At 50.3% G+C, this 21,188-nt stretch carries 21 protein-coding genes and 1 tRNA gene; 9 read left to right on the top strand and 13 right to left on the bottom strand.

Annotated elements, in window-relative coordinates; all coding sequences use genetic code 11:
* Position 1: 1 nt before the first annotated feature.
* The 6 genes from P771_RS0104560 to P771_RS0104535 form a co-directional block, all read right to left on the bottom strand.
* Positions 2-778 carry a ParA family protein gene (locus tag P771_RS0104560; RefSeq protein ID WP_028574207.1) on the bottom strand — a complete coding sequence of 259 codons (777 nt, stop codon included), beginning with the start codon at positions 776-778 and terminating at the stop codon, positions 2-4.
* Positions 779-798: 20 nt separating this feature from the next.
* The gene (locus P771_RS0104555) at positions 799-1,197 is read right to left on the bottom strand and encodes a PilZ domain-containing protein (RefSeq protein WP_028574206.1); all 399 of its coding nucleotides are present in this window, start codon (positions 1,195-1,197) and stop codon (positions 799-801) included.
* Between the two features lie 4 nt (positions 1,198-1,201).
* Complete coding sequence (locus tag P771_RS0104550) at positions 1,202-2,083, bottom strand: CheR family methyltransferase (protein ID WP_028574205.1); 882 nt, start codon at positions 2,081-2,083, stop codon at positions 1,202-1,204.
* A 3-nt stretch (positions 2,084-2,086) separates the two neighbouring features.
* Complete coding sequence (locus P771_RS0104545; RefSeq protein ID WP_244147288.1) at positions 2,087-4,015, bottom strand: HEAT repeat domain-containing protein; 1,929 nt, start codon at positions 4,013-4,015, stop codon at positions 2,087-2,089.
* 35 nt (positions 4,016-4,050) lie between these two features.
* Positions 4,051-5,127, bottom strand: a complete 1,077-nt coding sequence (locus tag P771_RS0104540; RefSeq protein ID WP_028574203.1) for a protein-glutamate methylesterase/protein-glutamine glutaminase — start codon at positions 5,125-5,127, stop codon at positions 4,051-4,053.
* Between the two features lie 78 nt (positions 5,128-5,205).
* A complete protein-coding gene (locus P771_RS0104535; RefSeq protein ID WP_028574202.1) occupies positions 5,206-6,714 on the bottom strand; it encodes an HD domain-containing phosphohydrolase in 1,509 nt (502 codons plus the stop codon).
* A gap of 248 nt (positions 6,715-6,962) precedes the next feature.
* Here P771_RS0104535 and P771_RS0104525 point away from each other — a divergent pair.
* Positions 6,963-7,039, top strand: a tRNA-Pro gene (locus tag P771_RS0104525).
* A 1-nt stretch (position 7,040) separates the two neighbouring features.
* On the opposite strand, the gene P771_RS16450 is transcribed toward P771_RS0104525, so the two are convergent.
* The 6 genes from P771_RS16450 to rfbC form a co-directional block, all read right to left on the bottom strand.
* On the bottom strand, positions 7,041-8,432 hold the full coding sequence (locus P771_RS16450; RefSeq protein ID WP_051617109.1) for a UDP-glucose dehydrogenase family protein: 1,392 nt from the start codon (positions 8,430-8,432) through the stop codon (positions 7,041-7,043).
* Between the two features lie 175 nt (positions 8,433-8,607).
* A complete protein-coding gene (gene qrcD / locus P771_RS0104515; protein WP_028574201.1) occupies positions 8,608-9,837 on the bottom strand; it encodes a menaquinone reductase integral membrane subunit QrcD in 1,230 nt (409 codons plus the stop codon).
* Between the two features lie 3 nt (positions 9,838-9,840).
* Positions 9,841-10,611: a menaquinone reductase iron-sulfur cluster-binding subunit QrcC gene (gene qrcC, locus P771_RS0104510; protein ID WP_161635944.1), complete on the bottom strand. Its 771-nt coding sequence runs from the start codon at positions 10,609-10,611 to the stop codon at positions 9,841-9,843.
* Positions 10,612-10,647: 36 nt separating this feature from the next.
* Positions 10,648-12,699, bottom strand: a complete 2,052-nt coding sequence (qrcB, locus tag P771_RS0104505) for a menaquinone reductase molybdopterin-binding-like subunit QrcB (protein ID WP_028574199.1) — start codon at positions 12,697-12,699, stop codon at positions 10,648-10,650.
* Positions 12,700-12,712: 13 nt separating this feature from the next.
* Positions 12,713-13,267 carry a menaquinone reductase multiheme cytochrome c subunit QrcA gene (gene qrcA, locus P771_RS0104500; protein WP_028574198.1) on the bottom strand — a complete coding sequence of 185 codons (555 nt, stop codon included), beginning with the start codon at positions 13,265-13,267 and terminating at the stop codon, positions 12,713-12,715.
* A gap of 262 nt (positions 13,268-13,529) precedes the next feature.
* A complete protein-coding gene (gene rfbC, locus P771_RS0104490) occupies positions 13,530-14,081 on the bottom strand; it encodes a dTDP-4-dehydrorhamnose 3,5-epimerase (RefSeq protein ID WP_028574197.1) in 552 nt (183 codons plus the stop codon).
* Between the two features lie 45 nt (positions 14,082-14,126).
* On the opposite strand from rfbC, the gene P771_RS0104485 reads away from it, so the two are divergent.
* From P771_RS0104485 to P771_RS0104465, 5 genes are all read left to right on the top strand, one after another.
* Positions 14,127-15,299 (top strand): aminotransferase class I/II-fold pyridoxal phosphate-dependent enzyme, encoded by a 1,173-nt coding sequence (locus tag P771_RS0104485; protein ID WP_051617108.1) that lies wholly within the window; start codon positions 14,127-14,129, stop codon positions 15,297-15,299.
* Positions 15,300-15,514: 215 nt separating this feature from the next.
* Positions 15,515-16,132 carry an HAD family hydrolase gene (locus P771_RS0104480; RefSeq protein WP_028574195.1) on the top strand — a complete coding sequence of 206 codons (618 nt, stop codon included), beginning with the start codon at positions 15,515-15,517 and terminating at the stop codon, positions 16,130-16,132.
* Positions 16,129-16,782, top strand: a complete 654-nt coding sequence (locus P771_RS0104475; RefSeq protein ID WP_028574194.1) for a class I SAM-dependent methyltransferase — start codon at positions 16,129-16,131, stop codon at positions 16,780-16,782. The genes P771_RS0104480 and P771_RS0104475 overlap by 4 nt, the downstream gene beginning before the upstream one ends.
* Positions 16,783-16,799: 17 nt before the next feature.
* Positions 16,800-17,456 (top strand): Maf family protein, encoded by a 657-nt coding sequence (locus P771_RS0104470; protein WP_084301669.1) that lies wholly within the window; start codon positions 16,800-16,802, stop codon positions 17,454-17,456.
* Complete coding sequence (locus P771_RS0104465) at positions 17,456-17,956, top strand: phosphatidylglycerophosphatase A family protein (RefSeq protein WP_028574192.1); 501 nt, start codon at positions 17,456-17,458, stop codon at positions 17,954-17,956. Before P771_RS0104470 ends, P771_RS0104465 begins: the two co-directional genes overlap by 1 nt.
* On the opposite strand, the gene P771_RS16445 is transcribed toward P771_RS0104465, so the two are convergent.
* Positions 17,916-18,689, bottom strand: a complete 774-nt coding sequence (locus tag P771_RS16445) for an ATP-binding protein (protein WP_035243873.1) — start codon at positions 18,687-18,689, stop codon at positions 17,916-17,918. The two genes, P771_RS0104465 and P771_RS16445, sit on opposite strands and share 41 nt — an antisense overlap.
* An 805-nt stretch (positions 18,690-19,494) precedes the next feature.
* On the opposite strand from P771_RS16445, the gene P771_RS18655 reads away from it, so the two are divergent.
* The 3 genes from P771_RS18655 (at position 19,495) to P771_RS0104445 (ending at position 21,173) form a co-directional block, all read left to right on the top strand.
* Positions 19,495-19,788, top strand: a complete 294-nt coding sequence (locus P771_RS18655; RefSeq protein WP_084301667.1) for a type II toxin-antitoxin system RelE/ParE family toxin — start codon at positions 19,495-19,497, stop codon at positions 19,786-19,788.
* Entirely contained in the window at positions 19,778-20,116 is a 339-nt protein-coding gene (locus P771_RS18650; protein WP_422614945.1) for a HigA family addiction module antitoxin, read from the top strand. The genes P771_RS18655 and P771_RS18650 overlap by 11 nt, the downstream gene beginning before the upstream one ends.
* 85 nt (positions 20,117-20,201) lie before the next feature.
* Positions 20,202-21,173, top strand: coding sequence for a hypothetical protein (locus P771_RS0104445; RefSeq protein ID WP_028574190.1), 972 nt, complete (start codon positions 20,202-20,204; stop codon positions 21,171-21,173).
* Positions 21,174-21,188: the final 15 nt, after the last annotated feature.

The following is a 21,188-nucleotide window of genomic DNA, read 5'->3' as shown; positions in this document are numbered from 1 at the left end:
CTTACAAGCCTTTTGCTATTTCCTTGGCCAGCAGCAGGTATTCCAGAGCACCCCTGGATTTGGGAGCATATTCATGGATTACCTTTCCCTTGGCGCTGGACTCCCTGAACTTGGTATCAGTATTGATGACCGTTTCAAAAAACCTCGGACCCATCTTTTTTCTGAGAATATTCAATATTCGCCTGCAGGCCCCTGCCCGTCGATCATACATGGTGGCCAGCACTTTATATTTTATCGGTTTTTCCAGAGCTTTGTTTAGCAGACGCATGGTATCGAAAATCAATTTGAATCCGTGCAGGGCCAGAAAATCGGTCTGAGTAGGAATAATCACCAGATCCGAGGCCACCAGGGCATTGACCAGGATAACTCCCATCTGGGGAGGACAGTCGATAATAACAACATCATAGTCTTTTTTTACCTGGCCCAGCCATTTTTTTAAAATAAGCCCCTTGCCGGGCACATCCTTGAGATCCGCGTCCAGTTCGGCCAGGTGGATGCTGCTGGGCACAAAGTCAAAGCTGGATCTTGTGCGGTCCTGATAAACCGGGCCCTTGCCCACTGCAGAAATATCAGAATGGGCTTTGAATATATCCAGGGCCGTACGCTGGGTCTTTTCCGGGAAAAAGGCAAGATGAATGGAAGCACAGGCATGGGGGTCAAGATCCAGGACCAGGGTCTTTTTCCCCATCAGGGCAAAAGACGATCCAAGACTCAGGGCGGTGGTGGTCTTTCCAACTCCACCTTTTTGATTGGCCACTGCGATTGTGTAACCCGGCAAACCAAACCCCTTTGTATGACTTACGGCTTGAACTTCAGAATAAGTTTTCGCAACGCCTGCCAGTCGTCTTCATATACATCGACAAACCTCAGCCCCAGTTCATATTTGACCAGAGGAACCACTTCCCTGGCCCAGGCCACTTCAGCCACAGCCTGGAGAAACTGTCCAGTATCACTTTCAAAAACCTTGAAAAAGCCGGGATGGTATTTGTTCAGACTTGGAATGAAAACCTTGACCTGAACCTTCTGGTTGTTGCTGAATCGTCTGTTACAACTGACCCTGAGCCCGCCTTCGCTTATGTCAGCCGATTCAACCCGGGTCTTTTTTTGACTGCTTAAGGGAAAAAGCAGTTCCTGGATTTCCACCCTGAACTTCTTGGGGATCCTGGTATATTCCCGTCTGTCTTGATCCTCTTTGATAAGCCTATCCCTCCTTTAGATACACAATGGCTCCCGGATGGTGAATCGGCCGAAACGCCCTGGAAATATTATGCAGAGATTCGGAATGACCGATTAAAAGGTAACCCCCTGGCAAGAGGTTGTCGTAAAATGAACTGATCACGTTTTTCTTCATTTCATCATCAAAATAGATGATCACATTTCGACAAAAAACTACGTCGGATCTGGGTACCCTTTTCAGCTGAAACCGGTCACTCAGATTTATCTGTCCGAACTCCACAAGTCTCTTGACCCGGTCCTGCAGTATGAATCTGCCCGGACTTTCTTCAGCAAAGTATCTTTTGGTGATCTCCGGCGGAGTGGTCCTGAGGCTGTACTGGGAATATACAGCCCTTTTTGCCGCAGCCAGCACCCCAGCAGACAGGTCGTTGGCCGTTATCCTGATCCTCCACTGTTCCAGTTCATTCTTGAGCACTTCGTGCAGGACTATGGACAGGGTATAAGGCTCTTCCCCGGTTGAGCATCCTGCTGACCAGATATGCAGATTTCTCTGTGATTTTGTCCTTTTTTCCTGCAGGATCTTTTTCAGTACCACATCCTGAAATACCTTGATCTGAGGCGGATTACGGAAAAAACTGGTTTCATTGGTGGTTATGACTTCAAACAGCTTGTTCAACTCAGCTTTACGGCCGGGATCATAACGCAGAAAATAATAATACTCGCCAAAGCTTTTAAGGTTATTTTCCTTGAGCCTGTTGGCCAGACGGTTTTCCAACAGGTACTTGCGGTTGTCGCCAATGAATATTCCGCTTTGCCCGTAGATGAAATCCCGCAACTGGACAAACTCTTCATCCCCGATCTTCAAGTCTTTTCGAAGGGTTATGCTCTTAGAAAACAAGTTCATCAAGGGTTACTCCATATCCTGTTCCTGCAGCCTGTCCAGGGTCCTTTCAGCTGCATCCTGGATCTCCGGATCCGGATCATCAAGGATGTCCAGCAGTGCCCTGAATGAGCTGGCTCCTCCGATCCCGCCCAGTGATTCGACAATCTTGATTTTTTGCAGCTTGGAACTCTCGTCCCAAAGGGATATGATCCTGGGTACCACTTGGGAGGCCTTTCTTTCACCCAGGGCCTCAATGGCTCTTATCCTGACCCACTCATCAGGGTCGTCAAGGATTTGGATAAGGTGATCAGTGGTTTCCGGATGGGGGCACTTGCTGAAAAACTCCACCAGTGCAAGGCGGACTTCCCTGTTCTGGTCCTGAAGGAGTCTTTGGACCAGGGAAATAACCTCCCGGTCTTCGGGGCAGACATTGGTCATGGATTCAATGGCCATCTTCCTGACATCAGGGTGCTCATCACCCAGAGCCTTCTTGAGCAAAGCTATATTCTCCGTCGCTCCAAGTCGTCCAAAGGCGTACACCGCCATAAGCCTTTTCAAAGGGTCCCTGCTTTCGAACATGGGTAAAAATTCCTGCAGTACTTTTTCTCCGCCAATAGTCAGTACCGAATCAAGGGCCACCTCTTTAACATCATCCCAGGGGTGCTCCAGAAAATTCATAATATCCTGAACCCGGTTTTCATCCCTGAGCTTGTTGCCTATGAACCTTAAACTGTTTTTCAGGACATCCCCGTCATCATGGGTCCTGAGGATCCGGGCAAAAAAATCAGCTGCTTCAGATCCGGCTGATCTGTACAGCTCCCGGGTGATTTCCCGCTGCACATCCCGGTTTTTCTTGTCAAAGGCTTCCATCAGGCGTTCAACTGCCTGAGGACTGCTGATCTTCCCAAGGGCCCTGACAGCCACCATGGCCTTGGCTTCATTATCCGACATGAGCCCCAGAGCCAGAGAATCGGTATAGCCGATGGACACCAGAGCTGCCTCAGCCCTGTTCAGCCGATCTGTATCCATATCTGGATCAAAGCTGGAAGCTAACTTCAGAATCCTGGCCGAAGCCTTTTCATTCCCCACATAGCCCAGCCCCACAACAGCCACATCCTGGGTATCCACATCATCGTCTTCCAGAGCAGCCAACAGATAGTCCTTTAATCTATCCTTTTCCGCATCACTCATAAATACTGCAACTTTGGCCCCCAGGATCTTGATCACAGCCTTGGCGATCTTGTTTGTCAGGGCTGTTGGTGAAGACTCCATCCTCTTCAGGAGCATGGGCACAGCTTTGACATTGCCCATTTCTCCAAGGGCGTCCACAATCATGGAGCAGACCAGCTCTGAACAATCCTTCAAGGCTTTAATCAAAGCATTAGTGGAGGACTCGTCCCTCAACTTGGAAAGGGCTTCCACTACTGAATACTGGACCCATTCCTCATCCTGAAAAGCCCTGTTCAGGCATTGGGATGCCTCAGGCCGGCCCAGCTCACCAAGACTGACTGCAGCCTGATACCGGACATTGACCTCCGGGTCATGGAGCAGGACTTGGCAGAGGGGGTTTACTCCAAGATATGACTTTGTTGCGCCCAGGATATCAGATGCAAAGATCCGCATGTCCGGATCATCATCGTTCAAAAGCTCAATCAGGGAATCAATGTCCTGACTGCCAACATGTCTGAGGATGTCCATGGCCAGGTTCCGGATCTGGGCCGAATCGCTTCGCAAAAGGGGTATCAGGGCCTGAACGCTCTCCTGGCCCCCGATCTTCCTCAGAGCCATGTCAGCTGCTTCCTGGGCTCCCAGGCTCGTGCTTTCCAGAAGACCGACCAGAAGGGGAACCGCCTCCACCAGATTAAGATCCCTGGCTGCAAAGGCGCCCTCCCTTTGTTTTTCAGGATCACTGCTCTCCAAAGCCGCAAGTACCTGAGTCGAGGTCATTTCATACATAAGCAACCGCCTTGTTTACCTGGTTTCAGGCACCCTTACCCGGCCTGCTGAATATTGCTTTCATACAAGCAGGCATTGATCATTACGGACATATCCTCCAGGTCCACCACCTGGTCCACCAGCCCGTCCTCAACAACAGCCTTGGGCATTCCATATACAACACAGGAATCCTCGCTCTGAGCCAAAAGCAAACCGCCCCTGGCCTTCAAGTCCCTGGCTCCCAGGAGACCGTCGCTTCCCATGCCGGTGAGCACTACTCCAAGGGCACGTTTACCCACTCCATCAGCCACGGATGAGAACAAGACATTGACCGAAGGCTTGTACAGAGCATCGGCCGGCTCGGATGAAACCAAAACATCAATCCTGGAGACCTTCTGATTTATCTTCAGATGGCTTCCTCCAGGAGCGATGTAAACCCAGCCAGGTCTAATCTGATCCCCGTTTTCAGCTTCCTTGACATTTAGCCCTGTGGAGTCGTTGAGGCGCTTGGCAAAGGGTCCAGTAAACGCCCCTGGCATATGCTGGGCAACAAGTATTGAACCTGGAAAGTTCTCGGGCAGGTCAGACAATACCTTTTGCACGGCAGGAGGACCGCCTGTGGACACCCCTATGGCGACAATATCCCGGATCAGTCTTCCAGATGCTGGCGTGATCTCCTTGACCGGCTTTTTGAACTTTCTGGGGCGCTGCAGTGCAGCCAGACGGGTCATCTGGGTCCGCTTCCTGGCCACCGCCCTGACTTTGGACTGTAAATCCTTTTCAATTTTAACGATATCCAGGCTGACCTTGGAAAGCTGCTTGGAGATAAAATCCACTGCCCCGTAATCCATGGCCTTAAGAGTTGCCTCAGCCCCTTCAGTAGTCAGGGAGCTGACCATGATCACTGGCCTGGGCATTTCCATCATGATATGCCGGAGAGCAGTCAGTCCGTCCATAACCGGCATCTCAATGTCCATAGTCACCACATCCGGATCCAGCTTTCGAACCATGTCCAGGCCTTCCTGGCCGTTCCTGGCTATTCCCACCACTTCGATGCCCGGATCTTTTTTGAGCATGGTGCTTATGGCCTTGCGCATAAAGGCCGAATCATCAACCACAACCACCTTGATAATATTCATAATTTTTCCAAAATTAGTTGCCTGTATCCATTAAAACATACCTCGATCAAAAGACCGCCCCCAAAAATCCTGCTAATGACTCCTGTGAAAATGCAGGGTATTGTCCTGGGTATCGTTCTGAATATTGTCAAATCCGATTTCAGAAACCAGTTTGACCCACCTGTCCACCAAATCGCTTTCCCACTGGGTCCCGCTGCCCTGGAGCAGAATATCCCGGGCCTTTTCCCAGTCCAGAGCCCTGCGGTAAGCCCGGTCAGAGGTCATGGCCTCAAATGCGTCCACCACGCTGATCACCTTGGCCAGGAAAGGTATCTGGCCATTCATTATCCCATCCGGATACCCCTTGCCGTCGATCCTTTCATGGTGGTGATAAACTACCGGCAGGGTATGCTTCAAGGACCATACCTGTGAAAGAATGTCCCTTGCAATGCTGGGGTGGGACTTCATGACTTCGAATTCTTCCTCGTCCAGTCTGGACGGCTTGTTTAAAATATGATCCGGGATACCTATCTTTCCGATGTCGTGAAGCACACCTGAGGTATAAAGGGCTTCCAGTTCCTTGGTATCGAGCTTTAAATAACTCCCCAGTTTGATGGCGTAGACTGCGACCCTCTCTGAATGTCCCTTGGTATAGTAATCCTTGGCTTCAACCGCTTTGGCGTAGGATCTGATGATGTCAATATTCTGATCCCGCATTCGGGTGTACATTTTGGCGTTCTGAATGGCTGTGGCCACATGAGCGGCAAAAACACTCAAAAGCTGGAGGTCGTCATTGGTGAACAGCTGAGTGTCTCTGCGAATCAGGACTATCACCCCGACTTTTTTCATCCTGGAAAAAAGAGGGACCACAAGCATTGAATAGGGGAACTCCTGTCCGGAAAACATAGCCAGTTCCTGAGCCCTGGTCTTGTCCAGCAGATAGGACGATCCATTCTCCAATGAGTCCTGGGCCAGCTTTTGAACCCTGGCAAAAAAGTCAGGGTCTTCTCTGAAAAGCCTTCCCCGGACAACGGCCTTGCCCAGGCTGTTTCCCTGATCTTTCTGGATAAACAAAACCGCACTTTCTGGTGAAAAATTTCTCTGAACCTGGAGCACAAACTCATAACATATGGACTTCAGGTCCAGCTGGGCATTGAGGGCGTTGCTTAAGTTGAGCATGCGGACAATATTGCTCAGCCTTTTCCGTTCCTGCTTCGCCCTCCTGGCCTTGACCACCTTGCTGACTTTGACCAGCAGGTGATTAATGTTAAAAGGCTTGGGAAGATAGTCAGCAGCCCCCATTTTCATGCATTCCACCGCAGTTTCAATGGTGGCGAAACCGGTCATGACCAGGAAATCTATATCCAGGTTCACTTCCTTGATCTTTTCCAGCAGCTCCAGCCCGTTCATAACCGGCATTCTCAGATCCGAGACTATCAGGTCGATGTCATCATTGGCGGCCAGAATACTCAACGCCTCTCGACCATCTTCAGCCTGGAGGACCTGATAGCCCTCATCTACAAGGGCGTCCTTGCAGATCTCCCTGAGACTTTCTTCGTCATCAACAACCAGAATTTTCACCGCGTCATTCTTAACTTCCATCAGCACAGTTCCTTGTGGGACAAAATATAATCAAAATGAGTCTGCTTCATGGGCCATCCTCAGGCCTCGACGCCATACAGCAGGGCTGTACCTCTGGCAATCCAGGCAGAACTGAGTGCCAAAATTTCTGCAAGGATCTCCAGTAGCCGCCCATCACCGGATCCAGTAAAACTGAAATCGGTCAACATGATCCAGTTCTTTTTATATTGATTTTTGGGCCGCTCTGGACTAAAGGTCAAAAATCTTGTCGGGATGTGGCTCAGCTTGGTAGAGCGCAGCGTTCGGGACGCTGAGGCCCGGGGTTCGAATCCCCGCATCCCGACCATTCAACTTCTCCCGCTTCCCACTGCCAGCTTTTCACCTGCATCCATTTCCTGCCCCGGTAATACCGGGCATCTGCCTACGCAAAAATAGGCAAAACCCAGGTCACTGACCAGCCTGGGGGAATAAAGATTTCGGCCATCAAAAATCACTGGCTGGACAAGGTCACCTCTGATTCTGGCGAAATCAGGATTTCTGAACTGATTCCATTCAGTAGCCACAGCCAAGGCATGAGCCCCTGCCAGAGCCTCGTACTGATCATTACATATCTCAACCAGATTATTGCCGGCCAGTTCTTCAGCGGCCTTTTGACCTGCCTCCGGGTCGTAGGCTCTGATTTTCATCCCTTTTCCGGTCAGCTCCCGGATCAGTTCCATGGACGGAGCTTCTCTGATGTCATCGGTGTTGGCCTTGAATGCAAGCCCCCAAAGAGCCAGACGCCTGCCAGACACTCCTCCCTGGGACTCGAAGTAGTCAATGATCTTTTCAGCCAGGAGCCTCTTCTGGTCCTGGTTCAGACTGTCCACCGCTTCCAGCACCCTGGGTTTATAGCCATAGTCATGGGCCGTACCAATGAGTGCCTTGACATCCTTGGGAAAGCACGAGCCCCCGTATCCAACTCCAGGATAGATAAAATGGTAGCCAATGCGGTGGTCAGATCCGATGCCTGCCCGGACGTCGCCGATATCTGCGCCAACCTTTTCACAGATGTTGGCCATTTCATTAATAAAAGAGATTTTAGTGGCCAGCATGCAGTTGGCAGCGTATTTGGTCATCTCTGCACTGCGGACAGACATTACAATGAGTTTATCCCTGCTCCTGGCAAAGGGAGAGTATAGAGCCTTGAGCAGTTCTGCGGTCCGGATGTTATCCGTTCCTACAATGACTCTGTCCGGCTTCATAAAATCAGAAACAGCGTCACCTTCCTTGAGAAACTCCGGATTGGACACCACGTCGAATTCAAAATTCTCTCCTCTTCGGTCCAGTTCCTCCTGAACCAGCGACCTGACCCTGTCTGCAGTACCAACAGGAACCGTGGATTTGTCCACAATGATTTTGTAATCTTCCATGGTTTTGCCCACCTCCCTGGCCACCTGATAAACATAGGACATATCAGCCCGCCCGCCATCACCCGGAGGTGTGCCTACGCAAATGAACACAAAGAGGCTTCCTGAGAGGCCTTCCTTCAAGTCTGTGGTAAAAAAAAGCCTGCCCTGCTTGTGATTACGCTGGACCAGCTCTTCAAGTCCTGGTTCAAAAATATGGATTTTGCCGCTGTTCAGGCTTTCAACCACCTTGGGGTTGACATCCACGCAAAAGACCCTGTTTCCCATTTCAGCAAAACAGGCAGCCGAAACAAGGCCGACATATCCTGTCCCAACTATGCACACGTCCATCAATCTTCCTCGCTTTATTCCGGGCAAAGTATATTTTTTAAAATATTCATAATATATATTTTATTTTACCAATACTTTCAACAAGCTTTTTTCCAAACCACTCCATGAGCCTGGGCCAAAAAAAAGGGGCACCCTAAAGGATGCCCCAGTTTTGGAGTATGTATTTCAGAAACTATCAGCCATTAAGCCTTCTTTCCTGGGGAAAGACCGGCAGATACCGGTAAGACAGGCTGATAATCAGGATGCAATAGGCTGTAACCTCTATGCAGGTCATCCATTCGGTCCAGGCAGGCACATAAACCTGCCAGGTATCAAAGGGCATGACCGGATGGGCCAGGGTCTGAACCGTGAATACGAATCTGTTGACCACTACGCCGATGCAGGCCAGGATGGCTCCCAGGTAAAGGAGCCCAGGCTGGTTGCGAAACTTGGGCACCACCAGCAGAACAGCTGGAATGACGCCGCAGATGCCCAGCTCAAGCCAAAGGAGCCATGTTCCGTAAACTTCATTGTATACCTGACTGAAGGTCAGCCCCATTCTGGGCAGGGTCTGCATGGCCCAGTGCCAGGTATCCAGAATCTTGAAGAACAGATAGAAAACCAGAAGGGATCCGGCAATTTTTCCAAGGAGGGCCTTGGTCTTAAAGTCCACCAGCTTGCGGCCGGTGATCTTTTCCATGGAAGTAGCCACCAGCATGGTGAATGCCGGGCCTGATGCTATGGCTGAGGCAACAAACAGGAAAAATGTCCAGGGCCAGATGAAGAAGCCTTCTCGATAGGCAAAAGGCTGGCTGAACAGGACACCGTACATGCCGCCCAGGGAACCCTGATGGAAAAAGGAAAGAAAGGTTCCGATGCCTGCAAATAAAGGCATGTATACATGGAAATTATGGGCCAGATGGTGCAGGAATCTGACCTTGTTCAATTTTCTGTTCTCCAGGATTAATGGAATGAATTCAATAATCAGAACAATCAGGTAACAGGTGATGCAGAATATTACTTCGGTCAGCATGGAGTGGACGTTGGGGTGCCAGTAGCCGAACCAGGCCCTCAGGGGCTGACCAACTTCCAGAGTCAGGATGATCATGGCTCCTGAATAACACACAAACCCCACTATCACAGCCAGGTTGATGATGTTCTTGAGCTGATCTATCCTCAGGATGTAGGTCAAAAAGCCTGAGAAAAAGGCTCCGGCTCCCAGGGCGATTACTGCCAGGTCAAAGACGATCCACAGGCCAAAGGCGAAATAATTATTCAGACCGGTTGTAATCAGGCCCTGGCTCCAGACTACGTAGGAAGCGTATACACCCATAAGCACGAATACAACCAGGAAGCCGATCCAGACCACAAATTTGCCAAAAGAGCATCTTTCGACGCCTTCGGGAAGCCATTCTTTATCAAACATTGCTTACACTCCTTTGGTCGGTTCATGTTCAAGGTAGTTATCGCCCTGCCTGCGCACCCATTCCCGCTTGCTCATGTAATAAAGCTGGGGATCGGTTCCAAGCCTTTCCAGAAGCCTGAAGGCGTAAGGGCTTTTGGCCAGCTGGGCAACTTTGTGTTCAGGATTTTTCAGATCGCCGAAGGTTATCGCGCCTGTCGGACAATTCTCAGCGCAGGCTGGAATGTAGTCGTCCTCACCAAGTTTCATGGGGTCGCGACCGTCGTATCTGGCTTTTTCCTTGGCAGCCTTGAACCGGTGATGGCAGTAATGACATTTTTCCACCACACCTCTGGGCCTGGTTGAAGTAAAAGGAGTCAGGGTCTTTTCCATGCCTTGGGGCCAGACCGGATCATGCCAGTTGAAATACCTTGAATGGTAAGGACAGGCAGCCATGCAGTATCTGCAGCCGATACACCGGGGAGAAATCTGGCTTACAATCCCGCCCTCTTCATCCTTGGTGGTGGCAATGACCGGACAGACCGGGACACAATTGGGATTGCCGCACTGGACACAGGGCCTAGGAAGATAGGCCACGTCATGGTCCGGGAAGGACTTGCCATTGGTCAGCCTGTACACCAGCATCCAGGTCAGAGAATACATCTTGTCCGTGGCATCAGGCATGGGGGCCATATTGTTTTCGGCCTGGCAGGAGATCATGCATGCCCCGCATCCGGTGCACTTGTCCAGATCAATGACCATCCCCCATTTGATTTTAAACTCTTTCAACTTATATATTGCCATTTTTTACCTCTTGTATCTTTAGAGACGAATTTAAGCGATCCTTACTCTGGTTCTGTTCCAGACCGGTATATCTGTGCCACGCTCGGAAGTTACGGTCAGCAGCTTAAAGACATTGTCGCCCTTACCCTGGCTGAACTCGTCCCAGGCCGTGTGGCCAAAGCCCATAAGCACCGCTACAACGTCATCCATGACAGCTTCCGTAATATTGACCAGGGCCCTGCAGGTTCCAGCTTCCGAGGCCAGAGTTACGGCCTGCCCCTGCCTGAGGTTGTGTTTAAAGGCAGTGGCACTGTTCATCTGGACATAAAATCCCTTGGCAGAAAGCTCACTTTCCTTAATGGTGACTGTTGCAAAGGGAGGAATGGCTATTCTTTCGTTTCCAATCCGCATCTTGGCCTGGGGAGCCAGATAAAGAGGATACTCCCCGTTTCCGTTTTCAGCTGCTGCTCCCAGGGTCTGAGGCAGAGAAAGCTGGTCCTGGTCCACCCTGGCTGGCTGGGAAAGGACTTCGCCTCTGGATATGTTTCTCCAGTTGCCGCCAAGGGCTGAAGCCTTGGCCTGCATCACTCTTTCCAGGGAATTGAAGCCCAGGCTGATATCCAGCTGAGAGGCCAGCTCAAAGATGAACTCAGCTGTCTCCTTGGTGTCGAATATGGGGTCAATGACCGGTCTGGCAGCACTGTAAACCATCCGGCCTGATCCATAAGGAGTATATGCATCGTCCAGCCTTTCCAGGTAATGAGAATTGGGAAGCACCAGATCAGACAGCTTGGCAGTTTCATCCATAAAGGTACTGAAGCTGACCTTGAAGGGAATCGCCTCATAGGCCTTGGCAGCCTGTTCAGCCTGAGGCAGTGCGTAAACAGGGTTGGCCTCGTAAACCAGGACAGCTTCTGGAACGTTTTGTCCGGCATTGATATCGCTCATCAGCTTGACCAGGCTGTTGGCCGCCACCTGCTCCGGGGCAAGGGCTGACTCAATGACCTTGGGGGATTCAGGAAGAGCGACCAGACCGCCTTCCTGGTTGAAATTGCCCAGAAGCATGTTCACCAGGACGCCTGAAGCTACACCCATGGCTCCTGATCCCTGACCAAAATCCGAACCGGATATTACCAAAGGTTTGTTCGCCCTCAGCAGTTCCATGGCGATATTCCTGATCTCTTCTGCAGGCAGACCAGTGGCCGCACTGACCTTGGCCGGATCATAATTGGCCATAATGTTTCTGCGGACTGCGCCAAAACCAGGATAAGCTTCAAGCCCTCTTCCTTCGGCAAGGAGATGATAGCAGATGCCCAGGGCAAGGGACTGTTCCTGACCGGGTCTGACCGGGACCCATTGGTCCGAAACCGCTGCCGATCCAGTCTGGATGGGACCAGCATAAACATATTTGCCTGTTTTTGCACCAAAGGCCTTTTGATTGCGGACAACAGTTCCCCAGCTGGACAGAACATCTGCTCCCAGCATCAGGACGTAATCGGAGTTTTCCAGGTCATAGCCGATCCGACCCTGACCGTTCATCAGCTTCCAGGCCCTGTCTGCATCTGCAGCATCTCCGGGCATCTGATAAAACCCGGTGCCGCCCATGGAAGCGACAAACCCGGACAGGACTTGGTTGATCGTGCCGTTTTCATCCCCGCTGATCAATGCCAGACCATTGGTCCCTTTAATGTTGGAAAGTTTTTCAACCACCATCTGCCTGGCTTCTTCCCAGCTTATGGACTCAAACCTTCCCGGACCGGTCTTTTTCATGGGTCCTTTGACCCTGGCAGGACTGTAAAGGAGTTGTACTGAACACCCGCCCAAAGGACAGACACCGCCCTGGCTTAACGGATGCTCAGGATCGCCCTTGGCTGTAACCGGTCTTCCGGCCACGGTCTGGATATCCAGTCCGCATCCGGCCGGACAAAGTTTACAGGTGGACTTCAGGGTGTAGAGTTCACCATACTCCAGCTGGGGAATCCAGGGCCAGTTCTGGGTCCAAATGGATACATCATCCGTCAGTTTCCAGGGCACCGGGGTAAATAGTGTCCCGGCAGCTCCGCCGACTACAAAGGTAATAAAACTTCTTCTATCAAGTGCCATCTTTTACCCCTTTTTATTTGTGACATACATAGCAAGCGTTGCTGGTACCCGTTTCAGCATGGCAGCGCTCACACTCCCACATCTTCATGGTGTCTCTGCTGTACTTGGTCAGCCTGTTCTCATAGTACTTGGGCCAGCTTTCAGCGGTCGCCACATCAGGATGACAAGTTGTGCAGTCGTACATTTCATGGGCAATATGAGAAAAATAAACATTGTCCGGCTGCTTCTGATAAATCAGCCAGGGGACCTCTTTCTCCTCCCAGACGTACTCTTCCACAAATACAATCTCATCAGGATCGTCGAACATCACGTCCATGTGACAGACTGAACACTCTTCAGTAGTCGGGATTCCGGAAAATGAACCGTCTTCATAGTAGTAGTGACAGTCATAACAGTCCATGCCCACCACTTCTACATGAGAGACGTGACTGAACCAGAAAGGCTGCTGTTTTTCACTGAACAGCAGCTTGGGAAAAATGCCCCATCCAATTACGAGCGCGCCGATAAAGCCCACTACAAAGGGGAGCAACAAATAGCTTTTCTTTTTTTCCGCCACTTTTTCCTCCATTCCGTCCCTGTATTAGAAATTTATATCAAAATATCATTAAAGCCCTTTGAAACAATCTCAAGGACTCTGCGCAGATATTGAGCCATTTTTTCGACGAAATATTTCAGCCACACTATGCAAGACAGGCCTTGGGTGTCAAGAGCAAAAGAAAAAATTCACAAAACAATTCTGGCTGTTCCAGGACCCTGGGAGCAAAAAAACAGAACCAGTTTCCCAAAAAACCGTAGGATTTTTGACTGGTTTCTCTGCATTGTCTTTGACCCTAAAGTCTGAACGGACTTTCAAACTCATTTAAGCCGGGCAGATTCCTGTCCTTGTCCGACAAAATCGGTGTTTTCTCAAGCCAGTTTATTTTCAGGCCGGGATCGTCATAGCGAATCCCTCTTTCGCACTCCGGATCATAAAAGGCATCAACCTTGTACTGGAACTCAGTATTTTCCTCCAGGGTCAGATATCCATGCGCAAACCCCCTGGGGATGAGAAGCTGCTTGAAATTTGAGGCTGAAAGCTCTATGGAAAACCATTTGCCATAGGTGGGAGAATCAGACCTCAGATCAACCACCACATCCTGGACCGCCCCCCTGGTTACCCGGACCAGTTTGGCCTGATCCATGGGAGGGACCTGGAAGTGAAGCCCTCTCAGGACTCCTTTGGAACTTGACAGGGCATGATTGTCCTGAACAAAATCCAGGTCAAGGCCCTGGTCCGCATAAGTTTTTTTACTGTAGAACTCCATGAAAAAACCCCGGTGGTCCTGGAACACTTTGGGCAAAACAACAAAAAGACCGGGAAAGGATGTGGGACTCAACTTCATGAAAATTCACCCCTGGCAAAACATTATTCAACAGAGATCAGCCTGATGCAGAAAACCGACAGATTCTCCCGGGACCTGAACAGGCTGGCTGCCGGACAGGACCTGAGGGCCATACCCGGCATAGACTACGGTGCAGACCTTTACCTTGAGCTAAACGGTCAAAAACTGCTCAACCTGGCCTCCAACAATTACCTGGGACTCTCTGGCACAGAAACATTGAAGCAGGCTTCCATCAGGGCCGTTGAAAAATATGGCACGTCCGGTTCTGCCTCCAGGCTGATAACCGGAAACTACCATATATACAATGAACTGGAAACCACTCTGGCCCGGTTCAAAAAACAGGAAAAGGCCCTGGTGGCGGGCTCAGGCTATGCAGCCAACCTGTGCATTCTTGGTGCTCTGGCCGGTCGGGACACCCTGGTCTTTTCTGATCGCCTTAATCATGCTTCCATTATTGACGCCACAGTGCTGTCCAGGTCCAGGCAGGTCCGCTATCGCCACACTGATATGGATCACCTTGGCTACCTGCTGACAAAACACAGGGAGCATCCAGCCAAAATCCTGGTCACAGACTCGGTTTTCAGCATGGACGGAGATAGGGCTCCTTTAGAGGAAATAGTCGGATTATGCAAGAAGAACAAAGTATTGGTGGTTGTGGACGAGTCTCATGCCACAGGAATTCTCGGACAGGGCCGGGGGCTGGCCCATGAGCTGGGCCTGGAAAAGGAAATAGATGTGCACATGGGGACCTTTAGCAAGGCCCTTGGCTCATACGGCGGATACATTGCTTCCAGCCGGACAATTATTGACCTGATAATCAACAGAGGACGGGCCTTCATCTATTCCACTGCCCTTCCCCCGGCCGCTGTCGGAGCCAGCCTGGCTGCTCTGGATGAAATAATCAGCCGGCCACCAGGAAACAGCCTCATCAATATGGCCGGGAATATGAAAGGCTTTCTGGATGAAGCAGGCTTTGACACCGGCCAGAGCTCCACTCAGATCATTCCGGTAATTTTAAAAGACAGCCCCATTGTCATCAAAGCGCAGCAAAAGCTGGTTACCATGGGTTTATTTGCAGGTGCGGTCAGACCCCCTACGGTTCCTGCCGGATCGGCCAGGCTCAGGTTGTCCTTAAGGGCGGACATGAGTGACCAGGATCTTAATCTGACCAGGCAGGCTTTTGCTTCTCTGGCCCAGAATCCACTTTCTGACCCATAGAAATCATCAGCCAGGCAAACTACTGGCCATTGTTATGGCTGTTGTACAGAGGAATGAGCAGTTCAGGAGCGCGGGCTGTGAGCAGGTGCAGGCTGGAACACTTGGCCCCAAGGCAGCCAGCTGACAGATCTTCAGCAGTCGGCTAACCCGGTGCTGAAAGCTCAGTTTTCCCACGCAACCCTTAGCTAAAAAAAAGATTTTCAGGGAAGGTCAAAATGAACCACTGGATAATAAAATGGGCTGTATTTGATTATGGCGGAGTTCTGGCTGAAGAGGGCTTTGTGGCCGGTCTCCACGCCATGGCTGAGCAAGCCTCCCTTAGCCGGGATCAAGTGTTTGAAACTGCCAGGGAAATCATCCTTTCCTCCGGCTATCTTGTAGGCAAGGCATCAGAAGATGATTTCTGGAAGGAATTCAAATGGCAGACCAGAATCAAGGGTAACAATATTCAGCTGAAAAACATGATTCTGTCAGGTTTTGTCCTCCGGCCCTGGATGCTGGAGCTTGTTGTCAGACTCCGGAACCAGAAAGTCAAAACCGCCATCTTGAGCGATCAGGTCAACTGGCTGGATGAACTGAATGAGCGGGATAATTTTTTCGGACACTTCGACCATGTCTTTAACAGCTTTCATCTTGGCCTCAGCAAAAATGATCCGGTAATCTTTGAAAAGCTGACCAAATGGATCAAGGCCCGGCCAGAGGATATCGTCTTTATTGACGACCACCTCCCCCACGTGCTCCGGGCCAGGTCCAGGGGAATCCACGCCATCCATTACACTGACAAAGAATCTTTTTTTCAGGAATTCTCCAGCTTTTACCAGGACCATCCATGAACCCTGCTGATGACTATCAGACCATATCCCGGGTCTATGACCTGGTCCTGAACCCCCTGCTGGATTCTGTTCGCAGGGACATCTGCAGGCTGCTTTTTTCCAGCGGCATCCGCAATGTCGTGGACCTGGGCTGTGGAACCGGCCGCCAGTGCGCTTTTTTGCATAAATATGGAATCAAGGCGCATGGAGTGGACAGATCCCCATCCATGCTCCAGATAGCCGGAAAGCAGACCCCTGAAGATATTGAGTACCACCTGAAAGACATCACCAATACCGGCTTTGCTGACCATGTTTTTGACTGCGCCCTTATCAGTCTTGCCCTGCATGAACACCAGACAGCACTCCAGGAGAAAATCCTGGACGAGGCCCTTCGCATTATCAAGCCTGCCGGTGTTATAGCTCTGCTTGATCACGGACGGATTGAAGGGCTTTCCACCAGGATAGCCCATTACCTGTCCTGCATACCTGAACGCCTGGCCGGGAGACGCCACTTCAGAAACTACCTTTCCTTCATGAACAACGGAGGACTGCAGGGGCTTGTCTCTTCCAGGATGGAACTGGACATGATCAGGGAACAAAAATACTTTTTTGGAGGCCTGTGGCTCTGCCTGGCCAGGATCAAGACAACACCCAGCCCAAAAGGCTATTAAGGAGAATCAACTGAGTCATGGATCACAGCTTTTATCTTAACTGGCCCCAGTTGCCTGAGGTCCAGGGACCCTTCAGACCAAATTCAAACATCGTCCTGGCCTCTGCCTCGCCCAGGCGCCAGGCCCTGCTGGCCTCCCTGGGCCTTTTTTTCGATGTGCTGCCTGCCCGGTTCAAGGAACCTCTGCCTGAAACAGGCCAGCTGCCTGCAGACTACGCCCTTTTCCTGGCCAGGAAAAAGGCTGGCGAAGTGGCCAAAGGATTTCCATCCAGCCTGGTTCTGGGGGCCGACACCATAGTTGTCATGGAGGACAACATCATGGGCAAGCCTGGGAACCAGGACCATGCCCTGGAAATGCTCAGGCAACTCCAGGGAAACACTCACCAGGTCATCACCGCAGTCAGCATGATCAGCCTGGACCGGAAAATCAATGAGTCCTTTGCAGTCAAGACCCTGGTGGAGATGGTCCCGGCACCAGATGACCTGCTCATGGAATATATCAGGACCGGTGAACCAGAAGACAAGGCTGGTGCCTATGCCATCCAGGGTGTGGGTGGATTTCTGGTCAAATCAATTTCAGGATCATATACAAATGTGGTGGGCCTGCCCCTGGCTGAAGTCTGGACTGCCCTTTTCCGATTAGGGGGCATCAAGCTGCCAGGAGATCATCAGTGATGAACCAGAATAACTCTTTTGACTCTCTCATGACCAGCCTGGCCACCCTGGGCCCTGTTGGCCATTTACCAAAGATGCCCGGGACCTGGGGGTCCCTGGTGGCTGCCGGACTGGCCCCCTTTGTATTTATCCCCTTTTCCCTGGGGATCAAGCTGGTCATACTGGCCCTGCTGTTTTTTGCCGGAGCCTGGGCCTGCAAGGCTGCGGAACAGACCTTTCAGCGCAAAGACCCGTCCCAGGCCGTCATCGACGAAGTCCTGGGCCAGTGGACCGTGTTTCTGTTCATAACTTCAGCCTCAGTCTTTACCCTGGCCCTGGGGTTTATCCTGTTCCGGATCTTTGACATCCTCAAGCCATTTCCCATCAGGCACTCAGAAACCTGGCTGCCGGACGGCTATTCAGTCATGCTGGACGACCTTTTGGCCGGAATCTATGCCCTGATTACCCTGATGCTGCTTCTTAAGCTGGTTGGACAGCCTTTTCTGCCCGGGCTCCTGTAAAGGTCTCCCTGCTGATAATCCTGCCCTGGCGGCTGACCACCACCCTGTTCACCGCAAGGTCTTGGCCGGACATTTCCACAGCCTGCAGAGCCATCTGGTGCAGGGGCGAGCAGCACGGTACTTCCATTTCCATAACACTGATCTCTTTTATGTTATTGCTGCCTATCATCCTGGAAAGTTTGGCAGTCAGCTGAAAATAATCCTCAAACTTGGGGCAGGCCAGGGCCACGCTGGGCTTGGTTTTCAGATGCGGGGCCAGACCGCTTATGGCTGCAGGTACGCAGTCCGCTCCCAGCAGGAGATGGGAGTCTTTTAAAAAATCTGCGTTCTCCGGGATCAGCCTCAGTTTGACCGGCCAGTTGGGCAACACTGCCCCTGCTTCGTTCTGGACCATGGCCTGCTTGCCCGGGCATCCTCCAAAACTCATGGGTCCAGCAGAGGGACAACCTGCTGCTGACACAGGAGTTTGAAGAGCTGCCTCCTGTTTTTCCAGCATCTTGACCCGCTCATGCACAGCATCTTCATCAAAGGGATCAGCTTCGCGCTCGATCATGCTCAAGGCTCCAGTTGGGCAGTGGCCCATGCATGCGCCCAGGCCGTCGCAGAACTTGTCCGCCACCACCTTAGCCTTGCCGTTGATGATCTCCAGGGCTGCTTCAGCGCAGTTGACAATGCACTCCCCGCAGCCGTTACACAGGTCCTCGTCAATATGGATAATTTTTCTTCTGACCATGATCTACCTCCATTGTTTTTTTCAGGGTGTACCCATGGTCGGCCAGTCATGCCTTGACCTGAGTCAATATATGATAATTAAATCATCTTACCCCGCCGGTTCTTCAGGCTGTTTTTCCTTGTCATCCACACTGATAAATGCTTACATCCCCATTGGTTGGATATAAAAGGACCTGGCCGGAAATCCCAACAGCTTGAACAATTCATCATGAGCAAACAATCCCTTTCCGAACGTGACATCTCTACCAGGTACATCACCCCGGCTCTGGAGAGGTTGTGTCAGGTTAACGAGCATCCTCAGCAAGATTCACTATTACCCACAAAAGAAGGCATAAATGGCAGTAAATAATAATAACGGCGCCACAGCGACTCGCTGATCATGGCGACACTTTGGTCAGTATCCGTGCACCAGTCGGGGATATCAACATGGCTATCGAACGATGCTGCGTCGGCAGAGACGTTGCCGCAGTTCGCCACAAGTCAGGTAGCCGTTCTTACACCTACTATGCAATGCATACTTTGAGCAATAGATTTGCCCGCTTCGAGGCAGAGGGAACGGTATTTGGTGCCATCAACAAAAAGCAATTTGAGGGGCTCCTCTTGGCCCTCCCTCAAATTTCATCCAAGACGACATCTATCCTGACACATGGGGTCAGGGCACCCGGGTTTTGAACTGTCGGTAGAAAACGAACAAAAACCACCTTTAAGGCAAGTCTTTGGAAGCACTAGCTCTCATTGGCGGCCGCCGTTATGCACACTTTTAAAATTGGTTGACACCTACAATGGACCCCATTATAACATGACCCATGATAAGAACCTTTAAATCTGCTGGCACAGAGGATATTTTTGATGGTGTGGCATCACAAGCAGCTCGAAGATGCTGCCCTCAATCTATTTGGCCGGCTGCTAGGCGGAAATTGGATCAAATCAACAGAGTTCGGGAGATCAATGAACTTAAAGTGCCTCCTGGAAATCGATTGGAACGCTTGAAAGGCGACCGGGAGAATCAATACAGTATCCGCATTAATCAACAATATAGAATTTGTTTTACATGGGAGGAAGGCCATGCCTACGAGATCGAAATCACAGATTACCACTGATGTTGGGAGGCGACTGCCTCGAAATCGCCCCCCGACGCATCCTGGGGAGATGCTTTTCGAGGAATTCGTCAAGCCGCTTGACCTTACACAAGCAGAACTCGCTCGTTGCCTGGGTGTTTCTTACCCTCGTCTGAACGAAATTGTTAAAGGCAGGCGTTCGGTCACTCCGAATACGGCCTTGCGGCTTTCCCGTGTTTTGGGTATGTCCGCGGATTTCTGGCTGGGCTTGCAACAGGACTGGGATCTTTGGCATGCGATGAACAGTCCTGAAGCAAATCAGATCAATCGGCTGAAACCAATTTCTAGAGATCAACATTCTTTTGCATAACCATTTTCTGCACTTGACAGGTAGTCCGCTGCCGCTCCACACCTGCAAGTGAGAAATACGTTATACCGCTAAGGAGTGAAGAGAGTTGCCAGAAAGCAATGGAAGGACTGATAGCATTAATGAAATGATGAAACGGATAGGTGATCTTGAGGAATCTGTCCGGAAATATATTAATACCACGCGCTATCAGAATGACCTCCTAAGTGACTCGGATAATTGGAATCAAATATGTAGCTCGTTAGATACCATAGGGGATACACTGTATTCACAGCAGGATTATTTAGATGAAGAATACCCCGCCAGCGTTGGCCTGAAATACATTTTTACTTATGGTCTTTTGCAATCGCTCTTTATTCAACAAGACGCAATGAATCACTTGTCTGAGGCATTTGGAATAAAGTTTGAATTAACTGATCGCCTGAAGGAAATTCGATCTTTACGAAATGCTTCAATTGGCCATCCAACAAAAAACAAAACCAAAGGTTCAACGTACTACAACTACATTTCAAGGATCACGCTATCCAAGGCAGGCTTTACATTAATGCGAAGCTACGATCAGGGAAGCAATGAGTTTGTTGATGTTGATCTTTACTCACTAATTCATGATCAACTCAAAGACATTGAAGCAAGCTACAAGCTATTGGATGAAAAGCTAAAAGAGGCCGATCGTGTGCATAGAGAAAAATACAAAGACAATTTGCTGGTAGACATATTTCACTCATCAATAAGTTATACCATCAGCAAAGTGGCAGAGGGAATTCATTCACTTCACGGCAGCAATGCTGTCTTTGCTTTATCAATGCTAAATTCTATTCAGGAAACATATCAGAGATTTGAATCTTCCTTATCAGAAAGAGGAGATCTCAATGAGTACATCAAGTATGACCTTGATGAATACAATCATGCATTGAACAAATTAGAAAGCTATTTAAAAGGCGATGATTCAAGTATGTCTGATGCTGACGCTAGGATTTATCACTTTTATGTTCGTGAACAGCATAATCATTTTGAACAGATAGCAAAAGAAATAGATGACGATTACCAAGAAAAGGTATAACAAAGCCATCAAATT

It is taken from the genome of Desulfonatronovibrio hydrogenovorans DSM 9292 (assembly GCF_000686525.1).
Classification (GTDB): domain Bacteria; phylum Desulfobacterota; class Desulfovibrionia; order Desulfovibrionales; family Desulfonatronovibrionaceae; genus Desulfonatronovibrio; species Desulfonatronovibrio hydrogenovorans.
Note: the sequence above shows the minus strand (reverse complement) of the source record. Positions and strands in the feature narration are given on the sequence as shown.

Excerpts from the sequence above, each read along its gene's own strand:
- P771_RS0104545 (WP_244147288.1), bottom strand. The coding sequence starts at position 4,015 with ATGTATGAAATGACCTCGACTCAGGTACTTGCGGCTTTGGAGAGCAGT.
- P771_RS0104535 (WP_028574202.1), bottom strand. The coding sequence starts at position 6,714 with ATGGAAGTTAAGAATGACGCGGTGAAAATTCTGGTTGTTGATGACGAA.
- P771_RS16450 (WP_051617109.1), bottom strand. The coding sequence starts at position 8,432 with ATGGACGTGTGCATAGTTGGGACAGGATATGTCGGCCTTGTTTCGGCT.
- qrcD (WP_028574201.1), bottom strand. The coding sequence starts at position 9,837 with ATGTTTGATAAAGAATGGCTTCCCGAAGGCGTCGAAAGATGCTCTTTT.
- qrcB (WP_028574199.1), bottom strand. The coding sequence starts at position 12,699 with ATGGCACTTGATAGAAGAAGTTTTATTACCTTTGTAGTCGGCGGAGCT.
- qrcA (WP_028574198.1), bottom strand. The coding sequence starts at position 13,267 with ATGGAGGAAAAAGTGGCGGAAAAAAAGAAAAGCTATTTGTTGCTCCCC.
- rfbC (WP_028574197.1), bottom strand. The coding sequence starts at position 14,081 with ATGAAGTTGAGTCCCACATCCTTTCCCGGTCTTTTTGTTGTTTTGCCC.
- P771_RS0104485 (WP_051617108.1), top strand. The coding sequence starts at position 14,127 with ATGCAGAAAACCGACAGATTCTCCCGGGACCTGAACAGGCTGGCTGCC.
- P771_RS0104480 (WP_028574195.1), top strand. The coding sequence starts at position 15,515 with ATGAACCACTGGATAATAAAATGGGCTGTATTTGATTATGGCGGAGTT.
- P771_RS0104475 (WP_028574194.1), top strand. The coding sequence starts at position 16,129 with ATGAACCCTGCTGATGACTATCAGACCATATCCCGGGTCTATGACCTG.
- P771_RS0104470 (WP_084301669.1), top strand. The coding sequence starts at position 16,800 with ATGGATCACAGCTTTTATCTTAACTGGCCCCAGTTGCCTGAGGTCCAG.
- P771_RS0104465 (WP_028574192.1), top strand. The coding sequence starts at position 17,456 with ATGAACCAGAATAACTCTTTTGACTCTCTCATGACCAGCCTGGCCACC.
- P771_RS16445 (WP_035243873.1), bottom strand. The coding sequence starts at position 18,689 with ATGGTCAGAAGAAAAATTATCCATATTGACGAGGACCTGTGTAACGGC.
- P771_RS18655 (WP_084301667.1), top strand. The coding sequence starts at position 19,495 with ATGATAAGAACCTTTAAATCTGCTGGCACAGAGGATATTTTTGATGGT.